This window comes from Escherichia sp. WS33, assembly GCF_046486385.1.
GTDB lineage: Bacteria > Pseudomonadota > Gammaproteobacteria > Enterobacterales > Enterobacteriaceae > ECMA0423.
On the sequence record NZ_JBJQLJ010000015.1, the window covers coordinates 43,182 to 63,356 of the forward strand.

The following is a 20,175-nucleotide window of genomic DNA, read 5'->3' on the forward strand; positions in this document are numbered from 1 at the left end:
AATTTTGATTTATTTCACATAGAGTTAGTGGTTTTTTATTTATTTAATGGTTTTAAGTTTTTTAATTAATGTAATTACGAAATGACTCGCAGGTTTAAGTGATTTAATTGATTTAATGAATAAAATTTGCCACGATCATAATTAATATCTATGTATTTTGATTCAACATTTTAATTACATCCGTCAAAGAGGCTCGGGACAACCCGCAAGGAAAACAATGTTGCAGCTTAACGAGAATAAACAGTTTGCATTTTTCCAAAGACTGGCATTTCCGCTGCGTATCTTTTTGCTGATTCTGGTGTTCTCAATATTTGTCATTGCAGCCCTGGCGCAATATTTTACGGCCAGTTTTGAGGACTATTTAACGCTTCATGTACGCGACATGGCAATGAATCAGGCGAAAATTATTGCCTCCAATGACAGTGTCATCTCTGCGGTGAAAACGCGTGACTACAAACGGCTGGCGACCATCGCTAACAAATTACAAAGAGATACCGATTTTGATTATGTGGTGATTGGCGACCGGCACTCGATCCGCCTTTACCATCCTAATCCGGAGAAAATTGGTTATCCTATGCAGTTCACCAAACAGGGCGCGCTGGAGAAAGGGGAGAGCTACTTCATTACCGGGAAAGGGTCAATGGGTATGGCGATGCGCGCCAAAACGCCAATCTTTGATGACGATGGAAAAGTCATCGGCGTGGTGTCGATTGGCTACCTGGTGAGTAAAATCGATAGCTGGCGGGCTGAGTTTTTATTACCGATGGCAGGCGTGTTTGTCGTGCTGTTAGGGATTCTGATGTTGCTGTCGTGGTTCCTGGCCGCGCATATCCGTCGGCAGATGATGGGCATGGAGCCAAAGCAAATCGCACGGGTGGTCCGTCAGCAAGAGGCGCTGTTTAGTTCGGTTTATGAAGGGCTGATTGCGGTGGATCCGCACGGTTACATTACCGCCATCAATCGTAACGCAAGAAAGATGCTGGGGCTGAGTTCCCCTGGACGGCAATGGTTGGGTAAACCCATTGCTGAAGTGGTCAGGCCCGCCGATTTCTTTACCGAACAGATTGATGAAAAACGTCAGGATGTGGTGGCGAACTTTAACGGTCTGAGCGTTATTGCCAACCGGGAAGCTATTCGTTCAGGTGATGATTTGCTGGGGGCCATTATCAGCTTTCGTAGTAAAGACGAAATTTCCACCCTCAATGCGCAACTGACGCAAATAAAACAATACGTTGAGAGCCTTCGTACATTGCGACACGAGCATCTCAATTGGATGTCGACGCTCAATGGTCTGTTGCAGATGAAAGAGTATGATCGCGTGCTGGCGATGGTGCAGGGGGAGTCTCAGGCCCAGCAACAGCTTATTGACAGCCTGCGCGAGGCGTTTGCCGATCGCCAGGTGGCGGGGCTGCTTTTTGGTAAAGTGCAGCGCGCCCGCGAACTGGGGCTAAAAATGATCATCGTCCCCGGTAGCCAGCTTTCGCAACTGCCGCCAGGACTGGATAGCACCGAGTTTGCCGCCATTGTTGGCAATTTACTTGATAACGCCTTCGAAGCCAGCCTGCGTAGCGATGAAGGAAACAAGATCGTTGAATTATTCCTCAGCGATGAAGGCGATGATGTGGTGATTGAAGTCGCCGATCAGGGCTGCGGCGTTCCAGAGTCTCTACGAGACAAAATATTTGAGCAGGGGGTCAGTACGCGTGCTGACGAGCCCGGTGAACATGGCATTGGGTTGTACTTGATTGCCAGCTACGTAATGCGCTGCGGTGGTGTTATCACTCTCGAAGATAATGATCCCTGCGGTACCTTATTTTCAATCTATATTCCGAAAGTGAAACCTAATGACAGCTCCATTAACCCTATTGATCGTTGAGGACGAAACGCCGCTGGCAGAGATGCATGCGGAATATATTCGTCACATTCCCGGATTCAGTCAGATATTACTGGCGGGAAACCTGGCGCAGGCCCGAATGATGATCGAGCGTTTTAAGCCGGGGCTAATCTTGCTCGATAACTATCTTCCTGACGGTAGAGGGATTAATTTACTGCATGAACTGGTGCAGGCGCATTATCCCGGCGACGTGGTGTTTACCACTGCAGCCAGCGATATGGAAACGGTGTCTGAAGCCGTACGTTGTGGTGTATTTGATTATCTCATTAAGCCCATTGCCTATGAACGGCTGGGGCAAACGCTAACCCGTTTCCGCCAGCGTAAACATATGCTGGAAAGTATTGATAGCGCCAGCCAGAAGCAAATTGATGAGATGTTTAATGCTTATGCTCGCGGTGAACCTAAGGACGAGCTACCGACCGGCATTGACCCTTTGACGCTAAACGCGGTGCGAAAACTGTTCAAAGAGCCTGGTGTGCAACATACGGCAGAAACGGTGGCGCAGGCACTGACCATCAGCCGCACCACTGCCAGGCGTTATCTTGAATATTGCGCCAGCCGCCATCTGATTATTGCTGAAATTGTTCACGGCAAAGTTGGCAGACCGCAACGTATATACCACAGTGGGTGACATGAAAAAGCCGGAGGAAACTTGCCTCCGGCATTACTATTTACTTGCCTGTGACCGCTGCTGCCGTTCCTGGCACCATCAGCTCTGTAGCAACGATAACAATCACTAGCCCAACAAGCACCGGCACCGAGGTGCGTTTTACGACTTCAAATGGTGAGATTTTCGCCATCCCGGCAACCGCAACGACTACGCCAGAAACGGGTGATAGGGTACGACCCAGGTTTGACGCCTGCAGCATCGGGATAGTCAAATACGCCGGGTTAATGCCGGAAGAGTGCGCCAGTTTCGGGATCATCTCAACAAACGCATAAAACGGCGCATTGCCTGAACCGGTCGTGACTGCCGCCAGCATGGTCAGAATCACCAATACCAGCATCAGGATGATACTCGCTGAACCAAACGAGGTAGCGATAGAAATCAGACTTTGAATAAAGCCGATGGTGCTAAGCCCCTGAGCGAATACCCCAGCGGCAACCAGCAGCATCACCACGTTAGCAAACGCATCTGCCATCCCGCGATAAGCCACTTCCAGACCAGAGAAAACTTTCTGGGTATTAAAGCTGCGGAGGAACTCCAGAATGGAGGCAATCAGCATACAAATCACCAGAATAGTGATGATGTGTAATTGCGGACCCCATTTACCGTCAAAAATCAGTACACCGATGATCGGCGTGAACGGCAAAATGGCATAAAACGCAGGAGCAGTGGTGGTGATTTCACTGACATCTAACATTTCATGAGAGATGTGCTCTTTTTTATCCAGATAACGTTGCCAGAAGAAGTGGGCGATCGCCATGCCGATAATTGCAGCAATTGAGATAGGCAGCGTCGTTTTGAAGGCGAAGTCAATCAGCGACATTTCGGAAGCTTGCGCCGCCAGCACCACATCCCCTGAAGTCGGTGCGAGAATAATCGCCGCCGGGGAGGCACAAATGGCAGCAGCTGCGCCACGACTGATACCAACGTTTACCATCACCGGAAATAGGGTTGCCATCAGCAAAACACCCAGACCGGTTGCGGAAGAGACGGCCAGAGACATCAGACAGGCGACAAAATAGGCGGCAATCATCAGCAGGTAAGGGGAGTTAATATACTGCAATGGTTTTGACGCCAGCTTGACCACCATATCATTCGCGCCGATATGGGTCATGTAAGCGGCAAATCCACACAGCATCATAATCATCATGCCGAGGTCGCCGCCGCGGCTCATTAGTAATATTTTAACGTATTCAACGATATCCGTGGCGCTGTAGCCTGTTGAAGCCTGGCTGGACGGTAACACTTTGTGCCCCATAATGGCACTGATAATCAGCAATAACAGGCCACCGACAAATAACACACCAGTGGCGGAATACCCTTTAATGATGTAGCGAGCTACACCCACAATAACCACAACCCCAATAAGGAGTTCAATGAATGTCAGCATAATTTTTCCTGTCTCCAGGCCCCAAAGTAAATAATAAAAAATTCCTAAAGCTTAAGGAAAAAATATGCCCAATAAATTGTCGATGAATGCTGATTAAAATCAAGAAAAACTGCCATTAAGACATTGAAGTTGCTGTTTTTATACATAGATAACAAAACGCATATTTAGCGGTTGGCAATTATCACATAATAATGTGTGCAAATTGATGGTGGATTGATGCAAATTTGTTAATTGCAATGGTGTTAGCTGCGGCTGTGCGCTCAAAAAATAATCTAATATGAGCACAGGTTGACGATATATATTATATACTTCGTTAAGATGATTGTTGTATCTCGTTAAAAAATAAAATAATTTTTCCTTGATTGCATTTTGTCATCAAAAAAGACTTGGTTTTTCTTTTTTGACTATTCCCATCGCAGAAAACGACGCATCATCTTTAATCGATGCGCGGAAATATTTAACTTGAACAAGCGGAAATAAATGAGCAGCTATTCAGATTATTCTTTATGTTGGGTCTATTAAGGTTATGTTAATTGTAGCTTTGCTATGCTAGTAGTAGATTTTTGATAAATGTTTTATGGTCACAAATGAACGTGAGTAAATATGTCGCTATCTTTTCCTTTGTTTTTATTCAGTTAATCAGCGTTGGTAAAGTTTTTGCTAACGCAGATGAGTGGATGACAACGTTTAGAAAAAATATTGCACAAACCTGGCAACAGCCTGAACATTATGATTTATATATTCCTGCCATCACCTGGCATGCACGTTTCGCTTACGACAAAGAAAAAACCGATCGCTATAACGAGCGACCGTGGGGTGGCGGTTTTGGCCTGTCGCGTTGGGATGAAAAAGGAAACTGGCATGGCCTGTATGCCATGGCATTTAAGGACTCGTGGAACAAATGGGAACCGATTGCCGGATACGGATGGGAAAGTACCTGGCGACCGCTGGCGGATGAAAATTTTCATTTAGGTCTGGGATTCACCGCTGGCGTAACGGCACGCGATAACTGGAATTACATCCCTCTCCCGGTTCTACTGCCATTGGCCTCCGTGGGTTATGGCCCAGTGACTTTTCAGATGACCTACATTCCGGGTACCTACAACAATGGCAATGTGTACTTTGCCTGGATGCGCTTTCAGTTTTGAGACAAATGAAGTTTTAGTAACTTCTTTAAAATCAATAGCTAAAATAAGTAACATCAAAAATAACGCGACTTTTATCACTTTTTAGTAAAGTTGCACTGGACAAAGCGTACCACAATTGGTGTACTGGTAACCGACACAGCATTTGTGTCTATTTTTCATGTAAAGGTAATTTTGATGTCTAAGATTAAAGGTAACGTTAAGTGGTTTAATGAGTCCAAAGGATTCGGTTTCATTACTCCGGAAGACGGCAGCAAAGACGTGTTCGTACACTTCTCTGCAATCCAGACTAATGGTTTTAAAACTCTTGCTGAAGGTCAGCGCGTAGAGTTCGAAATCACTAACGGTGCCAAAGGCCCTTCTGCTGCAAACGTAATCGCTCTGTAAGATACGTCAGCAAGAATTCAAAACCCGCTTAATCAGCGGGTTTTTTTTTGGTCTTTAGTGTGCGGTTGAGGCCGAAAACAGCCAGAAAGCCAGTGCTGTCATGGCAAAAGACCCCAGAAGGTTGACGAAAACGTTCAGTAATGCCCAGCCAAAGCGACCCTCTTGTAACAAAAACACCACTTCTGCCGAAAATGTTGAGAAGGTTGTTAGACCGCCACAAAATCCGGTGGTGATTAATACTTTCCACACTGGATCAATGTTCGTCATCCTGCTGAACCATGCGAATCCCATTCCTATGATGAATGCCCCAATCAGGTTTGCTGCCAGCGTCCCCAACGGAATCGCCTGATGCAGCGGGTTAAATCGCATACTTAACAGCCATCTCGCCACGCTTCCCGTACCACCGCCAATAAAAACTGCTAAAAGAAGTTGTAACACTGCAAAATCCTGCTATTTGATTTGTATGAGTGATAAGTGTAACGCCGAATAATCGTCGTTGGCGAATTTTACGACTCTGACAGGAGGTGGCAATGCTGGTTGCCGCAGGACAGTTTGCTGTTACATCTGTGTGGGAAAAGAACGCTGAGATTTGTGCCTCGTTGATGGCGCAGGCGGCGGAAAACGACGTATCGCTGTTCGTCCTGCCGGAAGCATTGCTGGCGCGCGATGATCATGATGCAGATCTATCGGTTAAATCAGCACAGCTGCTGGAAGGCGAATTCCTCGGACGTTTACGGCGAGAAAGTAAACGTAACATGATGACGACAATTCTGACGATTCATGTTCCTTCAACGCCGGGGCGCGCATGGAATATGCTGGTGGCGCTACAGGCAGGAAACATCGTCGCCCGTTATGCCAAATTGCATCTCTATGATGCATTTGCCATTCAGGAATCACGCCGTGTTGATGCTGGTAATGAAATCGCTCCGTTACTCGAGGTGGAGGGGATGAAGGTCGGTCTGATGACCTGTTATGACTTACGCTTTCCAGAGCTGGCGCTGGCACAGGCATTACAGGGAGCTGAAATCCTGGTACTTCCTGCCGCCTGGGTTCGCGGGCCGCTCAAAGAGCATCACTGGTCAACGTTGCTTGCCGCTCGTGCGCTGGATACCACCTGTTATATGGTGGCGGCGGGGGAGTGCGGGAACAAAAATATCGGTCAAAGCCGGATTATAGATCCCTTTGGCGTCACCATTGCGGCAGCGTCAGAAATGCCTGCACTCATTATGGCGGAAGTGACGCCCGAACGTGTGCGTCAGGTGCGCGCGCAACTGCCCGTCTTAAACAACCGTCGCTTTGCGCCGCCGCAATTATTATGATGTTTTTTTACTCGGCGCTTGATTCACCTTGTTACAGATTGCTATTGTGTGCGCGCGTCGAATGACCGTTAATATTCTCTGGTTTTTAAGGCGCGTTCTGTTGCCGGTTATATGTCAAGAAGGTATCTATGGGTGAGATTAGTATTACCAAACTGCTAGTAGTTGCGGCGCTGGTCGTTCTGCTGTTTGGGACTAAGAAGTTACGTACGCTGGGCGGAGACCTTGGAGCGGCCATTAAAGGGTTCAAGAAGGCGATGAATGATGACGATGCTGCGGCGAAAAAAGGCGCAGACGTTGATCTTCAGGCTGAAAAGCTCTCTCATAAAGAGTGACGTGGCGAGCAGGACGCTCCCTCAATATCTTGTTCGATACAAAAAACCCGCTTCAAAAAGCGGGTTTTTTATCAGACAGATGTAAGTAATTATTACAGGATTACTTAACTTCCATCCCTTTCGCCTGCAAATCGGCGTGGTAAGAAGAGCGGACAAACGGACCGCATGCAGCATGGGTAAAGCCCATCGCCAGCGCTTCGGCTTTCATTTCGTCGAACTCATCCGGGCTAACGTAACGTTGAACCGGCAGGTGATGGCGGCTTGGCTGCAAATATTGCCCCAGCGTTAACATCGTCACACCATGACGGCGCAGGTCGCGCATTACCTCAATAATTTCTTCATTGGTTTCACCCAGTCCCACCATCAGACCAGACTTGGTCGGGATTTCCGGATGCGCTTCTTTAAAGCGTTCCAGCAGCTTCAGCGACCAGTTGTAATCTGCACCAGGCCGTACCTGACGGTAAATACGCGGTACGTTTTCCAGGTTATGGTTGAACACATCTGGTGGCGTTGCAGTCAGAATATCCAGAGCACGATCCATACGACCACGGAAATCCGGCACCAGAGTTTCAATTTTGATTTGCGGGCTTTTTTCCCGAATGGCAGTAATGCAATCCGCAAAGTGCTGGGCACCGCCATCGCGCAGGTCATCACGGTCAACGGAGGTGATAACCACATAACGCAGCGCCATATCGGCAATGGTCTGCGCCAGTTTCACTGGTTCATTGGCATCAGGAGCTACCGGGCGACCGTGGGCAACATCACAGAACGGACAACGGCGGGTACAAATAGCGCCGAGGATCATAAACGTTGCTGTGCCGTGGTTGAAGCATTCCGCCAGGTTAGGGCAGGAGGCTTCCTCGCAGACAGAATGCAGGCCATTTTTGCGCATTGCGGCTTTGATGCCCTGGATACGTGTAGAGTCCGCTGGAAGCTTGATTTTCATCCATTCCGGCTTGCGCAGCAGGGCTTCGCGCTCTGTTGCCACGTTTTTAACCGGGATAAGGGCCATCTTATCGGCATCGCGGTATTTAACACCGCGTTCCATCACAATGGGTTTACTCATAGCGTGCGTGTTCCAGTTGCGAATTACGAAGGAAAGCGTTTCAATTCAATAGATTGTTGTAATTATCAACTATTTTTGAATTAACGACTGGCAGTATATCATTGAAACGGACCTGAAAGCAGCCAAAGCGGTCGCGAAAATGTAAAATTGTTGTTGGATTGTGCCATTTTATCGTTCTGCGCTGTGATCTGGCTGTAACAATACTTTTTCAAAATGCATTACGGATAACATCTATTACTCCGTGCAGGATGGGATCACGCAGGCTGAATTTGTTGTAGTGGATAGAGAAATCTATTTGCTCCTCATTTAAGGACGGAAAAGGCAGTTTTTCCAGCGGCCAGCAGCGGCTAAACAGGTTATAAAAACGGCTGGGAATAATCGCTAACATGTCACTGTTGGCAACCAGTGCAGCGATTGTCAAAATGTTGTAGCTGGTGAAATTGATTTGCCGGTCCGGAAACATTTCTTGAACTCTCTGCCGCAGACCGCTGAAATTTTGCTCTTCCGGTAACAGAAGTACATGCGCAGCGTTGTCGATAGTCTCTCTGTCATCTTCTAAAGAGAGTAGTGGATTTCCCTCGCGGCAAATTAACACCATATTGTCGGTGAACAGAACATGATGTTGCACCGTACGATTGGTGCAAAACATGTTATCGATGATGAGATCGGTTTGAAACTGACTGAGTTGGTTTTCCGCGTCGCTGATGGGCGGGTTGCGCAGTAAAAGCTGCGGATAGTGAGTTTTAATCGCCCGATAGATGACAGGAAGGACCAGGGCTCCGACCGAGGGAGTGGTCGCAATAGTTATCGTTCGTTGCTTATCATAGCTTCCTTCGATATCCAGCGCGCCAAGAATGGACTCAAGGCCCTGACTGATATACTCATGTAGATGCATCGCAAATGCGGTAGGAGTGACACCCTGGCCTTTGCGAATAAACAATGGGTCAGGGAATATAACGCGCAGTTTCTGAATAGACTGACTGATTGCCGAGGGGGTCAGATTAAGCACTTTCGCTGCATTAACGATCCCTTTATGTACATATACAGCTTCAAAAATAGTCAGAAGGTTAAGATCAATATTTCGTAAGGTTGTAAATATTTGTGGTTTACCTTCTGACGACTTTCTGCTTAAACAGGGTTCAATTTGATTATTACTATCCACGCACTTACTCCAATTTTATTCATGGAAAAATAATATTTAAAAAATTACAATAATCTTATGTCTAATTGGAACGGAACGCTTTTGCTCACCATAATCAACTATTTCAATAGGTTAATCAATGGGGTGAGTTGCGGAGCAAGGCGTGGCACCGCATTTCTGCAAGTGATAAAGAAAATATACAAACGCGAAGGAGATGTAAAGCATTAGCAGGTATTATGAGTAATGACCCAGTGTAAATTGGGCCATTGATGTATGGAATTAAGCGGTAATATATTCGAAGTCCGGATTGTTTAGTAGCGCTAAAATATTTTCCAGTAAACGTGGAGCAATATTATTAGTCGTCGCTTCGGGTTTCCATTGTGATATTTTAGCCATTTCCATTCCGGCATACCCACAAGGATTAATACGTAAAAATGGTGAAAGATCCATATTGACGTTTAATGCCAGACCGTGGAATGAACAACCGCGTCGAATTCGTAAACCCAGTGAGCAAATTTTCTTTTCCCCGACATAGACACCAGGCGCGTCAGCCCGAGGATGCGCTTCTATACCCAGTTCAGCCAGGGTATTCACCACTGTTTGCTCAAGCAAGGTCACCAGTTCACGCACACCGAGTTTACGGCGTTTCAGGTTAAGCAACACATACATCACCTGTTGTCCCGGCCCGTGATAAGTCACCTGCCCACCGCGATCGCTCTGGATCACCGGAATATCACCCGGCATTAAAATGTGCTCCGCTTTTCCTGCCTGACCTTGGGTGAATACCGGATAGTGCTCGACCAGCCAGATTTCATCAAGGGTACTATCATCGCGGGTATCGGTGAATTCATGCATAGCCTGGGAGATTGGCTCGTAAGGCTGAAGACCGAGCTGGCGGACAAGAATTTTATCCTGATACAAAACGGCATCTCCGTGGAGAATGAGTAAAAGTGGGGGAAAAGTATATCACAGCGAGGAGAGGGGAGTTACCCGACCAGGAGCCGGGTAACGGAGAAGCGAGTTACAGAACCATGCGGACAATATCGATTTTGCCCAGTTCTTCATACAGTGTTTCAACCTGCTCGATATGAGTGGCGTTGATAGTGATAGATACCGAGTGGTAGTTGCCTTTGCTGCTTGGTTTTACCGTTGGGGTGTAGTCACCTGGCGCATGGCGCTGTACCACTTCAACCACCTGATCAACCAGCTCAGGTAACGCCTGCCCCATAACTTTGTAAGTAAAAGGAGTAGGGAATTCAAGCAGTTCGTTAAGTTTGGTTTTCATGTCAGCTCCGGCGTAACGTAATTAAATAGCAACTCCCGCCAGAAGGCGGGAGTTTTTTTACTGATGCTTAGTATATGGGGACGGAAATTACACTTTCAAGTGTTCAATTTTTAACCAAACCAGTGATGGAACATTAATTTAATGTAATCAATGATTTTGCCGAAGAAGTTACCTTCCGGGATTTCTTGCAACACAACCAGCGGGCGTTGCTCGATCGTTTTGCCATCAAGCTGGAAGTTGATAGTTCCGACGACCTGATTCTTTTGCAGCGGCGCATGCAATTCACTGCTGTTCAGCACATAGCTGGCTTTCAGATCTTTCATGCGACCACGTGGAATGGTCAGGTACACGTCTTTATCAACCCCTAACGAAGCGCGATCAGAATCACCAAACCAAACCGGTTCAGAGGCGAACTCTTTACCTACTTTCAGTGGGTTAACGGTTTCGAAGAAACGGAAGCCCCAGGTTAGCAGTTTTTTACTTTCGGCTTCACGGCCTTTAAAAGTACGTCCGCCCATCACCGCAGAAATCAAGCGCATCTGGCCTTCAGTCGCAGAAGCAACAAGGTTGTAACCTGCTTTGTCAGTGTGTCCGGTTTTGATGCCGTCGACATTCAGGCTGTTATCCCATAACAGGCCGTTACGGTTCAGCTGGCGAATACCGTTAAACGTAAATTCTTTTTCTTTATAGATCGAGTATTCATTCGGTACGTCACGGATCAATGCCTGGCCGATCAGCGCCATATCTCGCGCGGAGCTGTACTGACCATCAGCATCCAGACCATGTACCGTCTGGAAGTGGGTGTTTTTCAGGCCCAGGGCGTTAACGTAGCTGTTCATCAAGCCAACAAAAGCGTCCTGGCTACCAGCGGCAAAATCGGCCATGGCGACGCAAGCATCGTTACCCGATTGCAGGTTAATACCGCGGATCAGCTGAGAAACCGGAACCTGCATGCCCGGTTTGAGGAACATCAGCGAAGAACCTTTAAACACCGGGTTACCGGTGGCCCATGCGTCGTTGCCGATAGTGACTAAATCAGTTTCTTTAAATTTACCGGCTTTCATTGCCTGGCCGATAACGTAACTGGTCATCATTTTGGTCAGGCTGGCAGGATCGCGGCGGACATCTGCGTTCTGTTCGGCGAGCACTTTGCCGGAGTTATAGTCAATCAGGATGTAGGACTCCGCATCGATCTGCGGTACACCCGGGATCATAGTTTTGATATTCAGGTCATCGGCATGTGCAGCAGAGATAAAGGCTGTGCAAAGAGCCGTGGTGAGCGCCAGGCGCTTCATGATACGAGCGGAAAAAATGGTATTCATGGTCTGAACTACGACATCCGTGATGGAATTAAAAAAAGTGCCCTACTATAGCAAATGCACTACCGGCAGGCATCTGACTTTCCGCGTGACTTTGTTAACGTCATTTACAGAAATTGACACATCAGATGCCTGCTTTACGCTACTGCGCGGTGGTAATAAATGACTGTAATTGGGCTTCGGTTTGCAAACGTTGCTGCAAGGTACTGGCTTCGGCTTTACTGGCGAATGGGCCAAGCTGGATACGCCAGACCGCGCCATTTTGAGTTACGCGACCGGGGACGCCGAACTTCTGTCCCAGTTGCTGTTGGTACTGTTGCGCACGAGCCTGATCGCTAACGGCCCCGACTTGCACCATAAAGTTGCCGCTGGCGCTTTGCGAGGCGGCTTGCGGTGTCACCATTGCAGGCGAGGTTGCAGGCGTTGTCGACGGAGCTGTAACAACGGGCTGTGGTGCAGGTGTCGGTTCGCTGCTTTCCAGTACACCAGGCGCTAAGGTCGTTGGAGCGCCGAGGAAACCGCTACTGGTTACCGGCGCGCCGGTCGGATCTTCGCTTTTTAGCGTCGAGTTACTGACCGGAAGAATGTCACCCTGCGGGCCAGACACTGAACTTGCCCCCGCGCCACCGCTTAAATCGGGAGGTGCAGGCAGGGCGTAAGTCTGTTTGGCGACTGTGGTACAAGCCATACCAGGACCAGAAAGCGAACCATCCTGGGCGACAATAATCGGATCGATACGAACTTTGGTGTTGTTTGACGTGTTAAGACGGTCAGCTGCTGCGCGAGAAAGCGAAATTACGCGGTCGTTGCCGTAGGGGCCGCGATCATTAATGCGCACCACGATCATTCGCCCGTTAGCCAGGTTAGTGATTCTGGCGTAGCTGGGGATCGGAAGCGTTGGATGGGCCGCCGTCAACTGTGTCGGATCGAAAGCTTCGCCAGAGGCCGTCAGGTTACTGCCTGGTTCGGCATCATAGATTGCCGCCAGTCCCGCCTGGCTAAATCGAGACGGATCCTGCACGATTTTGTAGCTTTTACCGTCGCGCTGGTAATCCTGATTTGCCGTCGCGTTCAGTGGTTCGAAACGCGGGTCCGCCCCGCTAATTTCAACTATGGGGCCGTTACATACCGCAGGCTGCGGTACACTTACCGTCTGTTGCTGACCATCATCGCTTGTACATGCCGCGAGCATTCCTGCCGCGATGCAGATCCCGAGCCACTGCTTACGCATTGCGCACCTCTTACACGCTTTTCGACAACATTTTCCTGTGGGTGTGGATTGACATTACAATCCCGAACCCAGCCATCAGCACAATTAGCGCTGATCCTCCATAACTGACCAGTGGGAGCGGAACCCCTACAACCGGCAGAATACCGCTTACCATACCAATATTTACGAAGACATAAACGAATAATATCAGCATTAAGCCGCCAGCCATGACGCGACCAAAGGTGGTTTGCGCTCTGGCGGCTATCCACAGCCCGCGCATGATCAGCAGAATGTAGAGAGCGAGCAGAATCAGAATGCCCACTAATCCCAGCTCTTCCGCCAGTACCGCGAAGATAAAGTCGGTATGGCGTTCGGGTAGAAATTCAAGTTGTGACTGAGTGCCATGCAGCCAGCCTTTGCCGCGTAATCCGCCGGAGCCAATAGCAATTTTAGACTGAATAATGTGATAGCCCGCGCCGAGTGGGTCTGATTCCGGGTCCAGGAGCATCATTACGCGCTGGCGCTGGTAATCATGCATCAGGAAGAACCACAGAATCGGAATGAACGCCGCCACCAGCACTACTGCGACGCCAATCAGACGCCAGCTAAGGCCAGAGAGGAACAGTACAAACAGACCGGAAAGCGCAACGAGGATTGATGTTCCCAGGTCAGGCTGTGCAGCCACCAGCAGCGTGGGCATAAATATCAGCACCAGCGCGATGCCAGTGTTCTTCAACGATGGCGGGCAAACGTCGCGGTTGATAAAGCGCGCAACCATCAGTGGTACGGCTATTTTGGCAATTTCCGACGGCTGAAAACGAACAATACCGAGGTCCAGCCAGCGTTGAGCACCTTTAGAGATGGCACCGAAAGCATCTACCGCCACCAGCAAAATAATACAGATGATATAGAGATAGGGGGCCCAGCCTTCATAAACGCGTGGAGGAATTTGCGCCATCACCACCATGATGACCAGACCCATCGCGATTTGGCCGATTTTACGCTCCATCATGCCAATATCCTGACCGCTGGCGCTCCAGATAACCAGGGCGCTGTAAACCAGCAATGCCAGTAAGATCAGCAGCATTGTGGGATCGAGATGGACTTTATCCCAGAATGTTTTTTTATTCGGATTATCCGTCATGATTAATGGTCCTCCGCTGCGGCAACCGCTGGATTTTCCGCAGGCAGATCGGTGTTGTTATCACCCAGCATAATGTGGTCGAGGATCTGGCGCATCAGTGTCCCAACCGCCGGACCCGCACCACCGTTCTCCAGAATCATGGCGACAGCCACTTGCGGATTGTTGTATGGCGCAAAGGCGGTCATCAGTTTGTGGTCACGTAAACGCTCGGCAATTTTGTGCGCATTATAGGTTTCGTTCGCTTTCAGACCGAAGACCTGAGCGGTACCGGATTTCGCCGCAATTTTGTACGGTGCGCTGGCAAAGTATTTATGCGCCGTACCGTTAGGGCGGTTAGCAACACCGTACATACCGTCTTTCGCCAGCTCCCAGTAACCGGAATGAATATCGCCGACGGGCGGTTCATGCGGCTGTACCCATGGCACCTGTTTGCCGTCTTCGGCGGTGCTCATCAGCAAATGAGGAACCTTCACGATACCGTCATTAATCAGGATCATCAGTGCCTTACTCATCTGGATTGGGGTCGCTGTCCAGTAACCCTGACCGATACCAACCGGAATGGTGTCACCCTGATACCACGGTTTTTTAAAGCGTTTCTGTTTCCATTCGCGGGTAGGCATGTTGCCGGAACGTTCTTCCGCCAGGTCGATACCGGTGTAATGACCATAACCGAATTTACCCATCCATTCGGAGAGGCGATCGATCCCCATATCGTAGGCCACCTGATAGAAGAAGGTATCCGCAGATTCTTCCAGCGATCTTGTGACATTCAGACGCCCGTGGCCCCATTTTTTCCAGTCACGATAACGTTTTTCCGAACCTGGCAGTTGCCACCAGCCTGGGTCAAACAGCGTCGTATTGCGCGTGATCACCCCGGCGCTCAATGCCGAAACCGCCACATAGGGTTTAACTGTAGACGCGGGAGGATAAACCCCCTGTGTGGCGCGGTTCACCAGCGGTGTATTCGGGTCGTTCAACAAGGCGGAATAATCTTTGCTGGAGATACCGTCAACAAACAGGTTTGGGTCATAACTAGGCGTGGAAACCAGCGCCAGCACCCCACCTGTACGCGGATCGGTGACAACCACAGCTGCGCGGCTACCCGCCAGCAGCGTTTCAATATATTGCTGGAGTTTGAGATCCAGCGTCAGGTAAATATCGTGTCCGGCTTGCGGTGGTACTTCTTTTAACTGGCGGATAACACGCCCACGGTTGTTAACTTCAACCTCTTCATAACCGGTCTGACCGTGCAGCACGTCTTCATAGTAACGCTCAATGCCCAGCTTACCGATATCATGCGTTGCCGCATAGTTGGCCAGTTTGCCGTCATTATTCAGGCGTTCGACGTCTTTATCGTTGATTTTCGACACATAGCCGATGACGTGGGTCAACGCCGAACCGTAAGGATAGTAACGACGTTTATAGCCTTTAACTTCGACACCCGGAAAACGGTACTGATTGACGGCAAAGCGAGCTACTTGTACTTCGGTCAGGTTAGTTTTCACCGGAATAGAGGTGAAACGGTGTGAACGTGCGCGCTCTTTTCGGAATGCAGCAATATCGTCATCGGTCAGATCAACCACGCTGCGCAAAGCGTCCAGCGTTTGCTGCACGTTATCGACTTTCTCTGGCATCATTTCTATCTGGTAGATAGTGCGGTTGAGGGCCAGAGGGATACCATTACGGTCGTAGATAATGCCGCGGCTGGGCGCGATAGGCACCAGCTTAATGCGGTTTTCATTAGAGCGAGTCTGGTAGTCGGTAAAGCGAACAATTTGCAGATTATACAGGTTGGCGATAAGCACGCCGGTCAGCAGCAAAATCCCCAAAAAGGCGACCAGCGCCCGGCGCACAAACAGCGCGGACTCTGCCGTATAGTCGCGAAAAGAGTTCTGTAGTTTCATCCGCTGCGTTTTCTACTCAAAGCTCCCTTATCACTCACGGTGATAAGGATGGTTGGTGGTGATGCTCCACGCCCGGTACAGACTCTCTGCGACCAGCACGCGAACCAGCGGATGGGGGAGGGTAAGCGCCGACAGCGACCAGCTCTGCTCCGCCGCCGCTTTACAGGCAGGCGACAACCCTTCAGGCCCGCCAATCAGTAGACTGACGTCGCGACCATCCAGCTTCCAGCGTTCCAGCTCAGCGGCTAACTGCGGCGTATCCCAGGGCTTGCCTGGAATATCGAGGGTGACAATGCGGTTTTTGCCTGCGGCCGCCAACATCTGCTCACCCTCTTTGTCGAGTATGCGCTTGATGTCCGCATTCTTGCCGCGTTTTCCGGCCGGAATTTCAATCAGCTCGAAGGGCATATCTTTCGGAAAACGACGCAGGTACTCGGTAAAACCGGTTTGTACCCAGTCCGGCATTTTCGTTCCCACGGCGACAAGTTGCAGCTTCACGCATTAACTCCAGAGTTTTTCCAGTTCATACAGGCGACGGCTCTCTTCCTGCATGACATGGACAATCACATCGCCCAAATCCACGACAATCCAGTCGGCGCTGTTTTCACCTTCTACGCCGAGCGGTAACAGGCCCGCTGCGCGAGACTCCTGCACAACGTGGTCAGCAATGGACATAACATGACGGCTGGACGTACCCGTACAGATGATCATGCAGTCGGTGATGCTGGATTTGCCTTGAACGTCTAAGGCGATGATGTCCTGACCTTTGAGGTCATCAATTTTGTCGATAACAAAATCCTGGAGTGCTTTACCCTGCAAGTTTTCCCCCTGGGTGAATCAAATAGATAAAAATGGTCTGTCAGTATACCTGAACCAGAGGCGATTTCGGGACAATTGTCGCCGAATCGGCTTTCGAAAGTGGGCTATCATCCCACCCCGCGCCGCAGATTGCATCGCCATTTTTGTAAAACAATTTCTACAAAGTCGTGTCTGGCGAAAAAAGTCTGGCTGCGGAGAATATCAGCCTGCCCGGGTCTGTCAATGGTCGTTGCGGCTTACCCGTAAAAAAACAGAAAAGTCATGCATTCTCGACCCCGATGGCACGGCTATTGAGGACGCGTAGCGTCGCGAATTTTTGGTTGATATCAATGGTGCTCCAACACCCCTGGTCAACGCGAAAATGCCACATAGCCTCGGCAGGCATGCCAATTAAACGGGCGATTAACAGACTCAGTACACCCTGATGGCTGACGACTAAAATATTCTGATAGTGCTGAAATTCACTAAGCCTTGCGATAAAGCGTTCCACACGTTGCGAAAATGCCTGAAATCCTTCACCGTTCGTGGGGATTGCATGCTGCCAGTCATTGCACCACGCGCTATAGTTTTCGGCATCTTCTTGCATGAGGTCGCGATGATGTCGCATCTCCCAGTCGCCAAAAAACATTTCGTTGAGTTCAGGGATGATTTGCACGGGGAGCTGGCGGTCACTGAGAACCAGTCGCGCGGTATGCTGTGCCCGTTCCAGTTCACTGCATAAAACCAGATCAAAGGAAACACCATGTAGCAGCGTATGCAGATTTTGCGCTTGCTCAATACCGCGTGCGGTCAGGGGTGTGGGCGCATGACCGCTGTACAGACCATCGACATTCGCTTGCGTTTCGCCATGACGAATTAACCACAGTCGCATCATGCCCTCCGTAACGACAGGTATCAGCGATACAAGCCTTGTTGGTTAATGTAAGTCAGTACCGGTTCCGGCAATAAATCCTCACACGATTCACCGTTTTGCAAACGTTCGCGGATGATGGTCGCCGAGATGTTAAACCACGGCGTTTCAGCCAGATAAATTTTACCGGCAGGCTGAAGGTGAAGATCTTCCGGGTTATGTGTCAAATGATCTTCCAGCCATTGCTGGTATTGCGGTTGCGCCATTTCAAGTGGGTAACCTGGACGCCGACAGACGATCAAATGTGCATTGTCGAGTATCGTTTCGTATTCGTACCAGGTCGGAAAGGTCAGCAATGAATCCTGACCAATAATAAACGCCAGCGGCACGTCCGGCCCTTGTTCCTGCCGCCACTCTTTCAGTGTTTGCGCAGTGTAAGAGGGGGCATTGCGCTTTAGCTCGCGTTCATCAAGAGTAAATAATGGCTTGTCGGCAATCGCCAGTTCAAGCATGTGTTTACGCTGCACGCTGTTCGCTTCCGGCTGGGGACGATGCGGAGGAACATTATTAGGGATGATTGTGACCCGCGTCAGACCAATCAAATTCGCCAGCGTTTCCACGGGTTTAAGATGACCATAGTGCACCGGATCAAAGGTGCCGCCAAACAGAGCCTGTAAAGATTTCATATCAACCGTCGATAAATACGTCCGCCAGGGGTTTATGGCACAACAGAAGAGATAACCCTTCCAGCTCTGCCCACACTGACTGACCGTAATCTTGTTTGAGGGTGAGTTCCGTTCGTGTCAGGAGTTGCACGGCCTGACGTAACTGCGGCTGGCTTAAGCGATTTAACGCCTCGCCCATCATGCCCCGGCGGTTCTGCCATACCCGATGCTTATCAAACAACGCACGCAGTGGCGTATGGGCAGACTGGCGTTTCAGGTTAACCAGTAACAACAGTTCACGTTGTAATGTGCGCAACAAAATAACCGGCTCGCTGCCTTCCAGACGCAGTTGCTGAAGAATATGCAACGCGCGCTTACTTTTTCCCATCAACAAAGCATCAACCCAATGAAAAGGGGTGAAATGCGCGGCATCATTCACCGCCTGTTCAACGCGCGGTAATGTCAATTTGCCGTCTGGCCAGAGCAGCGATAAACGCTCCAGTGCCTGAGCCAGCGCCAGCAGGTTACCTTCATAACAGTAGCAGAGCACCTGATTTGCAGCGTCATCCAGTTCTAAGTTGAGCTGTTTTGCGCGCGCAGCAACCCAGCGGGGAAGCTGAGCCTGCTCCGGTGTCTGACAGGTCACCTGCACGCTGCGATTCGCAAGAGCAGTAAACCAGGCGGCATTTTCTTGCGCTTTGCTTAATTTATTACCGCGGACGATCAACAGCAGGTCGTCATGCAGAAGTCCGGTGAGTGTGAGAAGTTGTTCATTGATCGCCGCATTCGGTCCGTTTTCTGGTAACAACAGCAATAGCGTTTGTCGACTGGCAAACAGACTCATAGCCTGGCATAACGAAAAGATCGCATTCCAGTCAGTGTTGGGATCAATGGAAAAAGTGTGGTGTTCTTCGAATCCTTGTGCCGCAGCTACCTGACGAACAGCGTCCTGGCTTTCCTGCAATAACAGAGGATCGTTACCAAGTAAAAGATACGCCGCGCGCAGCCCTTCATTGAGCTGCGCGCGGAGTTGTTCCGGGTACAACCGAATCATCAGTTACCCAGCGTGGTGGAGACGCGTGCAGGCGTTGCCGGAGTATCCGTTGTGGTCGACGTCTGTTCTTCGTCGGAACGAATATCCGCAGCACGGATGCTTGGCAGCTTACGAATCAGCTGTTCGGCAGCACGGTCGTACATCTCTTTTACGATCATGTCTTGTTCGTTATCTTTCGCTAACGCCATTTGCGGGTTATCAAAGAACGAACGGAAGACTTTGGCACTAATCGGGTAGATATCACGGCCGGGGATCAACACGGTCGCATTCACCGTCATGATCATCTGATACTCTGCTGTTTGACCGTTACGGAATACCGATGCGGTATCTTTCGCGATGCTCACTTTACCCAAACGCAGGGATGGAACGTCCTTACGCGTGGTTTCTTTATCAAGCAACTCGACACCATTCAGACGTAACTGGTTACGCACCGCACGGCTTAATGGCCCGTTCGGATCGCCTGAGTCCAGGATCATGACCTTCATAGTGGAAGGAACCTGCGTGGTATCACGCAGATGCCAGCCACACCCGGCGGTGATTAACACCGCCAGAGATAACAACAATGTTGCCAGATATCGCACGCT

At 49.6% G+C, this 20,175-nt stretch carries 22 protein-coding genes; 6 read left to right on the forward strand and 16 right to left on the reverse strand.

From position 1 onward, the window contains the following. Positions 1-217 precede the first annotated feature (217 nt). Complete coding sequence (gene dpiB / locus ACJHXA_RS13715) at positions 218-1,876, forward strand: sensor histidine kinase DpiB (protein WP_001315326.1); 1,659 nt, start codon at positions 218-220, stop codon at positions 1,874-1,876. Further along, entirely contained in the window at positions 1,845-2,525 is a 681-nt protein-coding gene (gene dpiA / locus ACJHXA_RS13720) for a two-component response regulator DpiA (protein WP_000126500.1), read from the forward strand. The genes dpiB and dpiA overlap by 32 nt, the downstream gene beginning before the upstream one ends. Positions 2,526-2,565: 40 nt before the next feature. Here the strand turns inward: dpiA and dcuC are convergent, their stop codons facing one another. Further along, entirely contained in the window at positions 2,566-3,951 is a 1,386-nt protein-coding gene (gene dcuC / locus ACJHXA_RS13725; protein ID WP_000955063.1) for an anaerobic C4-dicarboxylate transporter DcuC, read from the reverse strand. Between the two features lie 587 nt (positions 3,952-4,538). Here dcuC and pagP point away from each other — a divergent pair. Continuing rightward, positions 4,539-5,099 (forward strand): lipid IV(A) palmitoyltransferase PagP, encoded by a 561-nt coding sequence (gene pagP, locus ACJHXA_RS13730; RefSeq protein ID WP_001315328.1) that lies wholly within the window; start codon positions 4,539-4,541, stop codon positions 5,097-5,099. Between the two features lie 174 nt (positions 5,100-5,273). Further along, the gene (cspE, locus tag ACJHXA_RS13735) at positions 5,274-5,483 is read left to right on the forward strand and encodes a transcription antiterminator/RNA stability regulator CspE (RefSeq protein WP_000034825.1); all 210 of its coding nucleotides are present in this window, start codon (positions 5,274-5,276) and stop codon (positions 5,481-5,483) included. 54 nt (positions 5,484-5,537) lie between these two features. Here the strand turns inward: cspE and crcB are convergent, their stop codons facing one another. Further along, positions 5,538-5,921, reverse strand: a complete 384-nt coding sequence (crcB, locus tag ACJHXA_RS13740; protein WP_000939738.1) for a fluoride efflux transporter CrcB — start codon at positions 5,919-5,921, stop codon at positions 5,538-5,540. A gap of 92 nt (positions 5,922-6,013) precedes the next feature. Between crcB and ACJHXA_RS13745 the strand changes: the two genes are divergently transcribed. Continuing rightward, a complete protein-coding gene (locus ACJHXA_RS13745) occupies positions 6,014-6,802 on the forward strand; it encodes a deaminated glutathione amidase (protein ID WP_000959109.1) in 789 nt (262 codons plus the stop codon). Between the two features lie 128 nt (positions 6,803-6,930). Then, positions 6,931-7,134: a twin-arginine translocase subunit TatE gene (tatE, locus tag ACJHXA_RS13750; RefSeq protein ID WP_000503931.1), complete on the forward strand. Its 204-nt coding sequence runs from the start codon at positions 6,931-6,933 to the stop codon at positions 7,132-7,134. Between the two features lie 100 nt (positions 7,135-7,234). On the opposite strand, the gene lipA is transcribed toward tatE, so the two are convergent. The 14 genes from lipA to lptE form a co-directional block, all read right to left on the reverse strand. Next, complete coding sequence (gene lipA / locus ACJHXA_RS13755; protein WP_000042632.1) at positions 7,235-8,200, reverse strand: lipoyl synthase; 966 nt, start codon at positions 8,198-8,200, stop codon at positions 7,235-7,237. Between the two features lie 208 nt (positions 8,201-8,408). Further along, positions 8,409-9,362 carry a YbeF family transcriptional regulator gene (locus ACJHXA_RS13760; RefSeq protein WP_000378026.1) on the reverse strand — a complete coding sequence of 318 codons (954 nt, stop codon included), beginning with the start codon at positions 9,360-9,362 and terminating at the stop codon, positions 8,409-8,411. 258 nt (positions 9,363-9,620) lie between these two features. Further along, the gene (gene lipB / locus ACJHXA_RS13765) at positions 9,621-10,262 is read right to left on the reverse strand and encodes a lipoyl(octanoyl) transferase LipB (RefSeq protein ID WP_000284027.1); all 642 of its coding nucleotides are present in this window, start codon (positions 10,260-10,262) and stop codon (positions 9,621-9,623) included. Between the two features lie 100 nt (positions 10,263-10,362). Next, positions 10,363-10,626: a DUF493 family protein YbeD gene (gene ybeD, locus ACJHXA_RS13770; protein ID WP_000850550.1), complete on the reverse strand. Its 264-nt coding sequence runs from the start codon at positions 10,624-10,626 to the stop codon at positions 10,363-10,365. 110 nt (positions 10,627-10,736) lie between these two features. Then, complete coding sequence (gene dacA, locus ACJHXA_RS13775; protein ID WP_001092082.1) at positions 10,737-11,948, reverse strand: D-alanyl-D-alanine carboxypeptidase DacA; 1,212 nt, start codon at positions 11,946-11,948, stop codon at positions 10,737-10,739. Between the two features lie 139 nt (positions 11,949-12,087). Continuing rightward, the gene (rlpA, locus tag ACJHXA_RS13780) at positions 12,088-13,176 is read right to left on the reverse strand and encodes an endolytic peptidoglycan transglycosylase RlpA (RefSeq protein WP_001231415.1); all 1,089 of its coding nucleotides are present in this window, start codon (positions 13,174-13,176) and stop codon (positions 12,088-12,090) included. 10 nt (positions 13,177-13,186) lie between these two features. Further along, positions 13,187-14,299, reverse strand: a complete 1,113-nt coding sequence (gene mrdB / locus ACJHXA_RS13785) for a peptidoglycan glycosyltransferase MrdB (RefSeq protein WP_000131719.1) — start codon at positions 14,297-14,299, stop codon at positions 13,187-13,189. A gap of 2 nt (positions 14,300-14,301) precedes the next feature. Continuing rightward, on the reverse strand, positions 14,302-16,203 hold the full coding sequence (gene mrdA, locus ACJHXA_RS13790; protein WP_000776191.1) for a peptidoglycan DD-transpeptidase MrdA: 1,902 nt from the start codon (positions 16,201-16,203) through the stop codon (positions 14,302-14,304). A gap of 30 nt (positions 16,204-16,233) precedes the next feature. After that, positions 16,234-16,701 carry a 23S rRNA (pseudouridine(1915)-N(3))-methyltransferase RlmH gene (gene rlmH, locus ACJHXA_RS13795; RefSeq protein WP_000776104.1) on the reverse strand — a complete coding sequence of 156 codons (468 nt, stop codon included), beginning with the start codon at positions 16,699-16,701 and terminating at the stop codon, positions 16,234-16,236. A 3-nt stretch (positions 16,702-16,704) separates the two neighbouring features. After that, entirely contained in the window at positions 16,705-17,022 is a 318-nt protein-coding gene (gene rsfS / locus ACJHXA_RS13800) for a ribosome silencing factor (protein ID WP_001161664.1), read from the reverse strand. Positions 17,023-17,281: 259 nt separating this feature from the next. After that, complete coding sequence (locus ACJHXA_RS13805) at positions 17,282-17,893, reverse strand: adenosylcobalamin/alpha-ribazole phosphatase (protein WP_001241899.1); 612 nt, start codon at positions 17,891-17,893, stop codon at positions 17,282-17,284. A gap of 23 nt (positions 17,894-17,916) precedes the next feature. Further along, positions 17,917-18,558, reverse strand: coding sequence for a nicotinate-nucleotide adenylyltransferase (gene nadD, locus ACJHXA_RS13810; RefSeq protein ID WP_000838889.1), 642 nt, complete (start codon positions 18,556-18,558; stop codon positions 17,917-17,919). A 1-nt stretch (position 18,559) separates the two neighbouring features. Further along, a complete protein-coding gene (gene holA / locus ACJHXA_RS13815) occupies positions 18,560-19,591 on the reverse strand; it encodes a DNA polymerase III subunit delta (protein WP_000620532.1) in 1,032 nt (343 codons plus the stop codon). Further along, positions 19,591-20,172: an LPS assembly lipoprotein LptE gene (lptE, locus tag ACJHXA_RS13820; RefSeq protein WP_001269673.1), complete on the reverse strand. Its 582-nt coding sequence runs from the start codon at positions 20,170-20,172 to the stop codon at positions 19,591-19,593. The genes holA and lptE overlap by 1 nt, the downstream gene beginning before the upstream one ends. Between the last annotated feature and the right edge of the window lie 3 nt (positions 20,173-20,175).

What these genes read in the sequence shown, in the direction of transcription:
- dpiB (WP_001315326.1), top strand. Translation starts at nt 218, where the DNA reads ATGTTGCAGCTTAACGAGAATAAACAGTTTGCATTTTTCCAAAGACTG.
- dpiA (WP_000126500.1), top strand. Translation starts at nt 1,845, where the DNA reads ATGACAGCTCCATTAACCCTATTGATCGTTGAGGACGAAACGCCGCTG.
- dcuC (WP_000955063.1), bottom strand. Translation starts at nt 3,951, where the DNA reads ATGCTGACATTCATTGAACTCCTTATTGGGGTTGTGGTTATTGTGGGT.
- pagP (WP_001315328.1), top strand. Translation starts at nt 4,539, where the DNA reads ATGAACGTGAGTAAATATGTCGCTATCTTTTCCTTTGTTTTTATTCAG.
- cspE (WP_000034825.1), top strand. Translation starts at nt 5,274, where the DNA reads ATGTCTAAGATTAAAGGTAACGTTAAGTGGTTTAATGAGTCCAAAGGA.
- ACJHXA_RS13745 (WP_000959109.1), top strand. Translation starts at nt 6,014, where the DNA reads ATGCTGGTTGCCGCAGGACAGTTTGCTGTTACATCTGTGTGGGAAAAG.
- tatE (WP_000503931.1), top strand. Translation starts at nt 6,931, where the DNA reads ATGGGTGAGATTAGTATTACCAAACTGCTAGTAGTTGCGGCGCTGGTC.
- lipA (WP_000042632.1), bottom strand. Translation starts at nt 8,200, where the DNA reads ATGAGTAAACCCATTGTGATGGAACGCGGTGTTAAATACCGCGATGCC.
- ybeD (WP_000850550.1), bottom strand. Translation starts at nt 10,626, where the DNA reads ATGAAAACCAAACTTAACGAACTGCTTGAATTCCCTACTCCTTTTACT.
- dacA (WP_001092082.1), bottom strand. Translation starts at nt 11,948, where the DNA reads ATGAATACCATTTTTTCCGCTCGTATCATGAAGCGCCTGGCGCTCACC.
- rlpA (WP_001231415.1), bottom strand. Translation starts at nt 13,176, where the DNA reads ATGCGTAAGCAGTGGCTCGGGATCTGCATCGCGGCAGGAATGCTCGCG.
- mrdB (WP_000131719.1), bottom strand. Translation starts at nt 14,299, where the DNA reads ATGACGGATAATCCGAATAAAAAAACATTCTGGGATAAAGTCCATCTC.
- mrdA (WP_000776191.1), bottom strand. Translation starts at nt 16,203, where the DNA reads ATGAAACTACAGAACTCTTTTCGCGACTATACGGCAGAGTCCGCGCTG.
- ACJHXA_RS13805 (WP_001241899.1), bottom strand. Translation starts at nt 17,893, where the DNA reads ATGCGACTGTGGTTAATTCGTCATGGCGAAACGCAAGCGAATGTCGAT.
- nadD (WP_000838889.1), bottom strand. Translation starts at nt 18,558, where the DNA reads ATGAAATCTTTACAGGCTCTGTTTGGCGGCACCTTTGATCCGGTGCAC.
- holA (WP_000620532.1), bottom strand. Translation starts at nt 19,591, where the DNA reads ATGATTCGGTTGTACCCGGAACAACTCCGCGCGCAGCTCAATGAAGGG.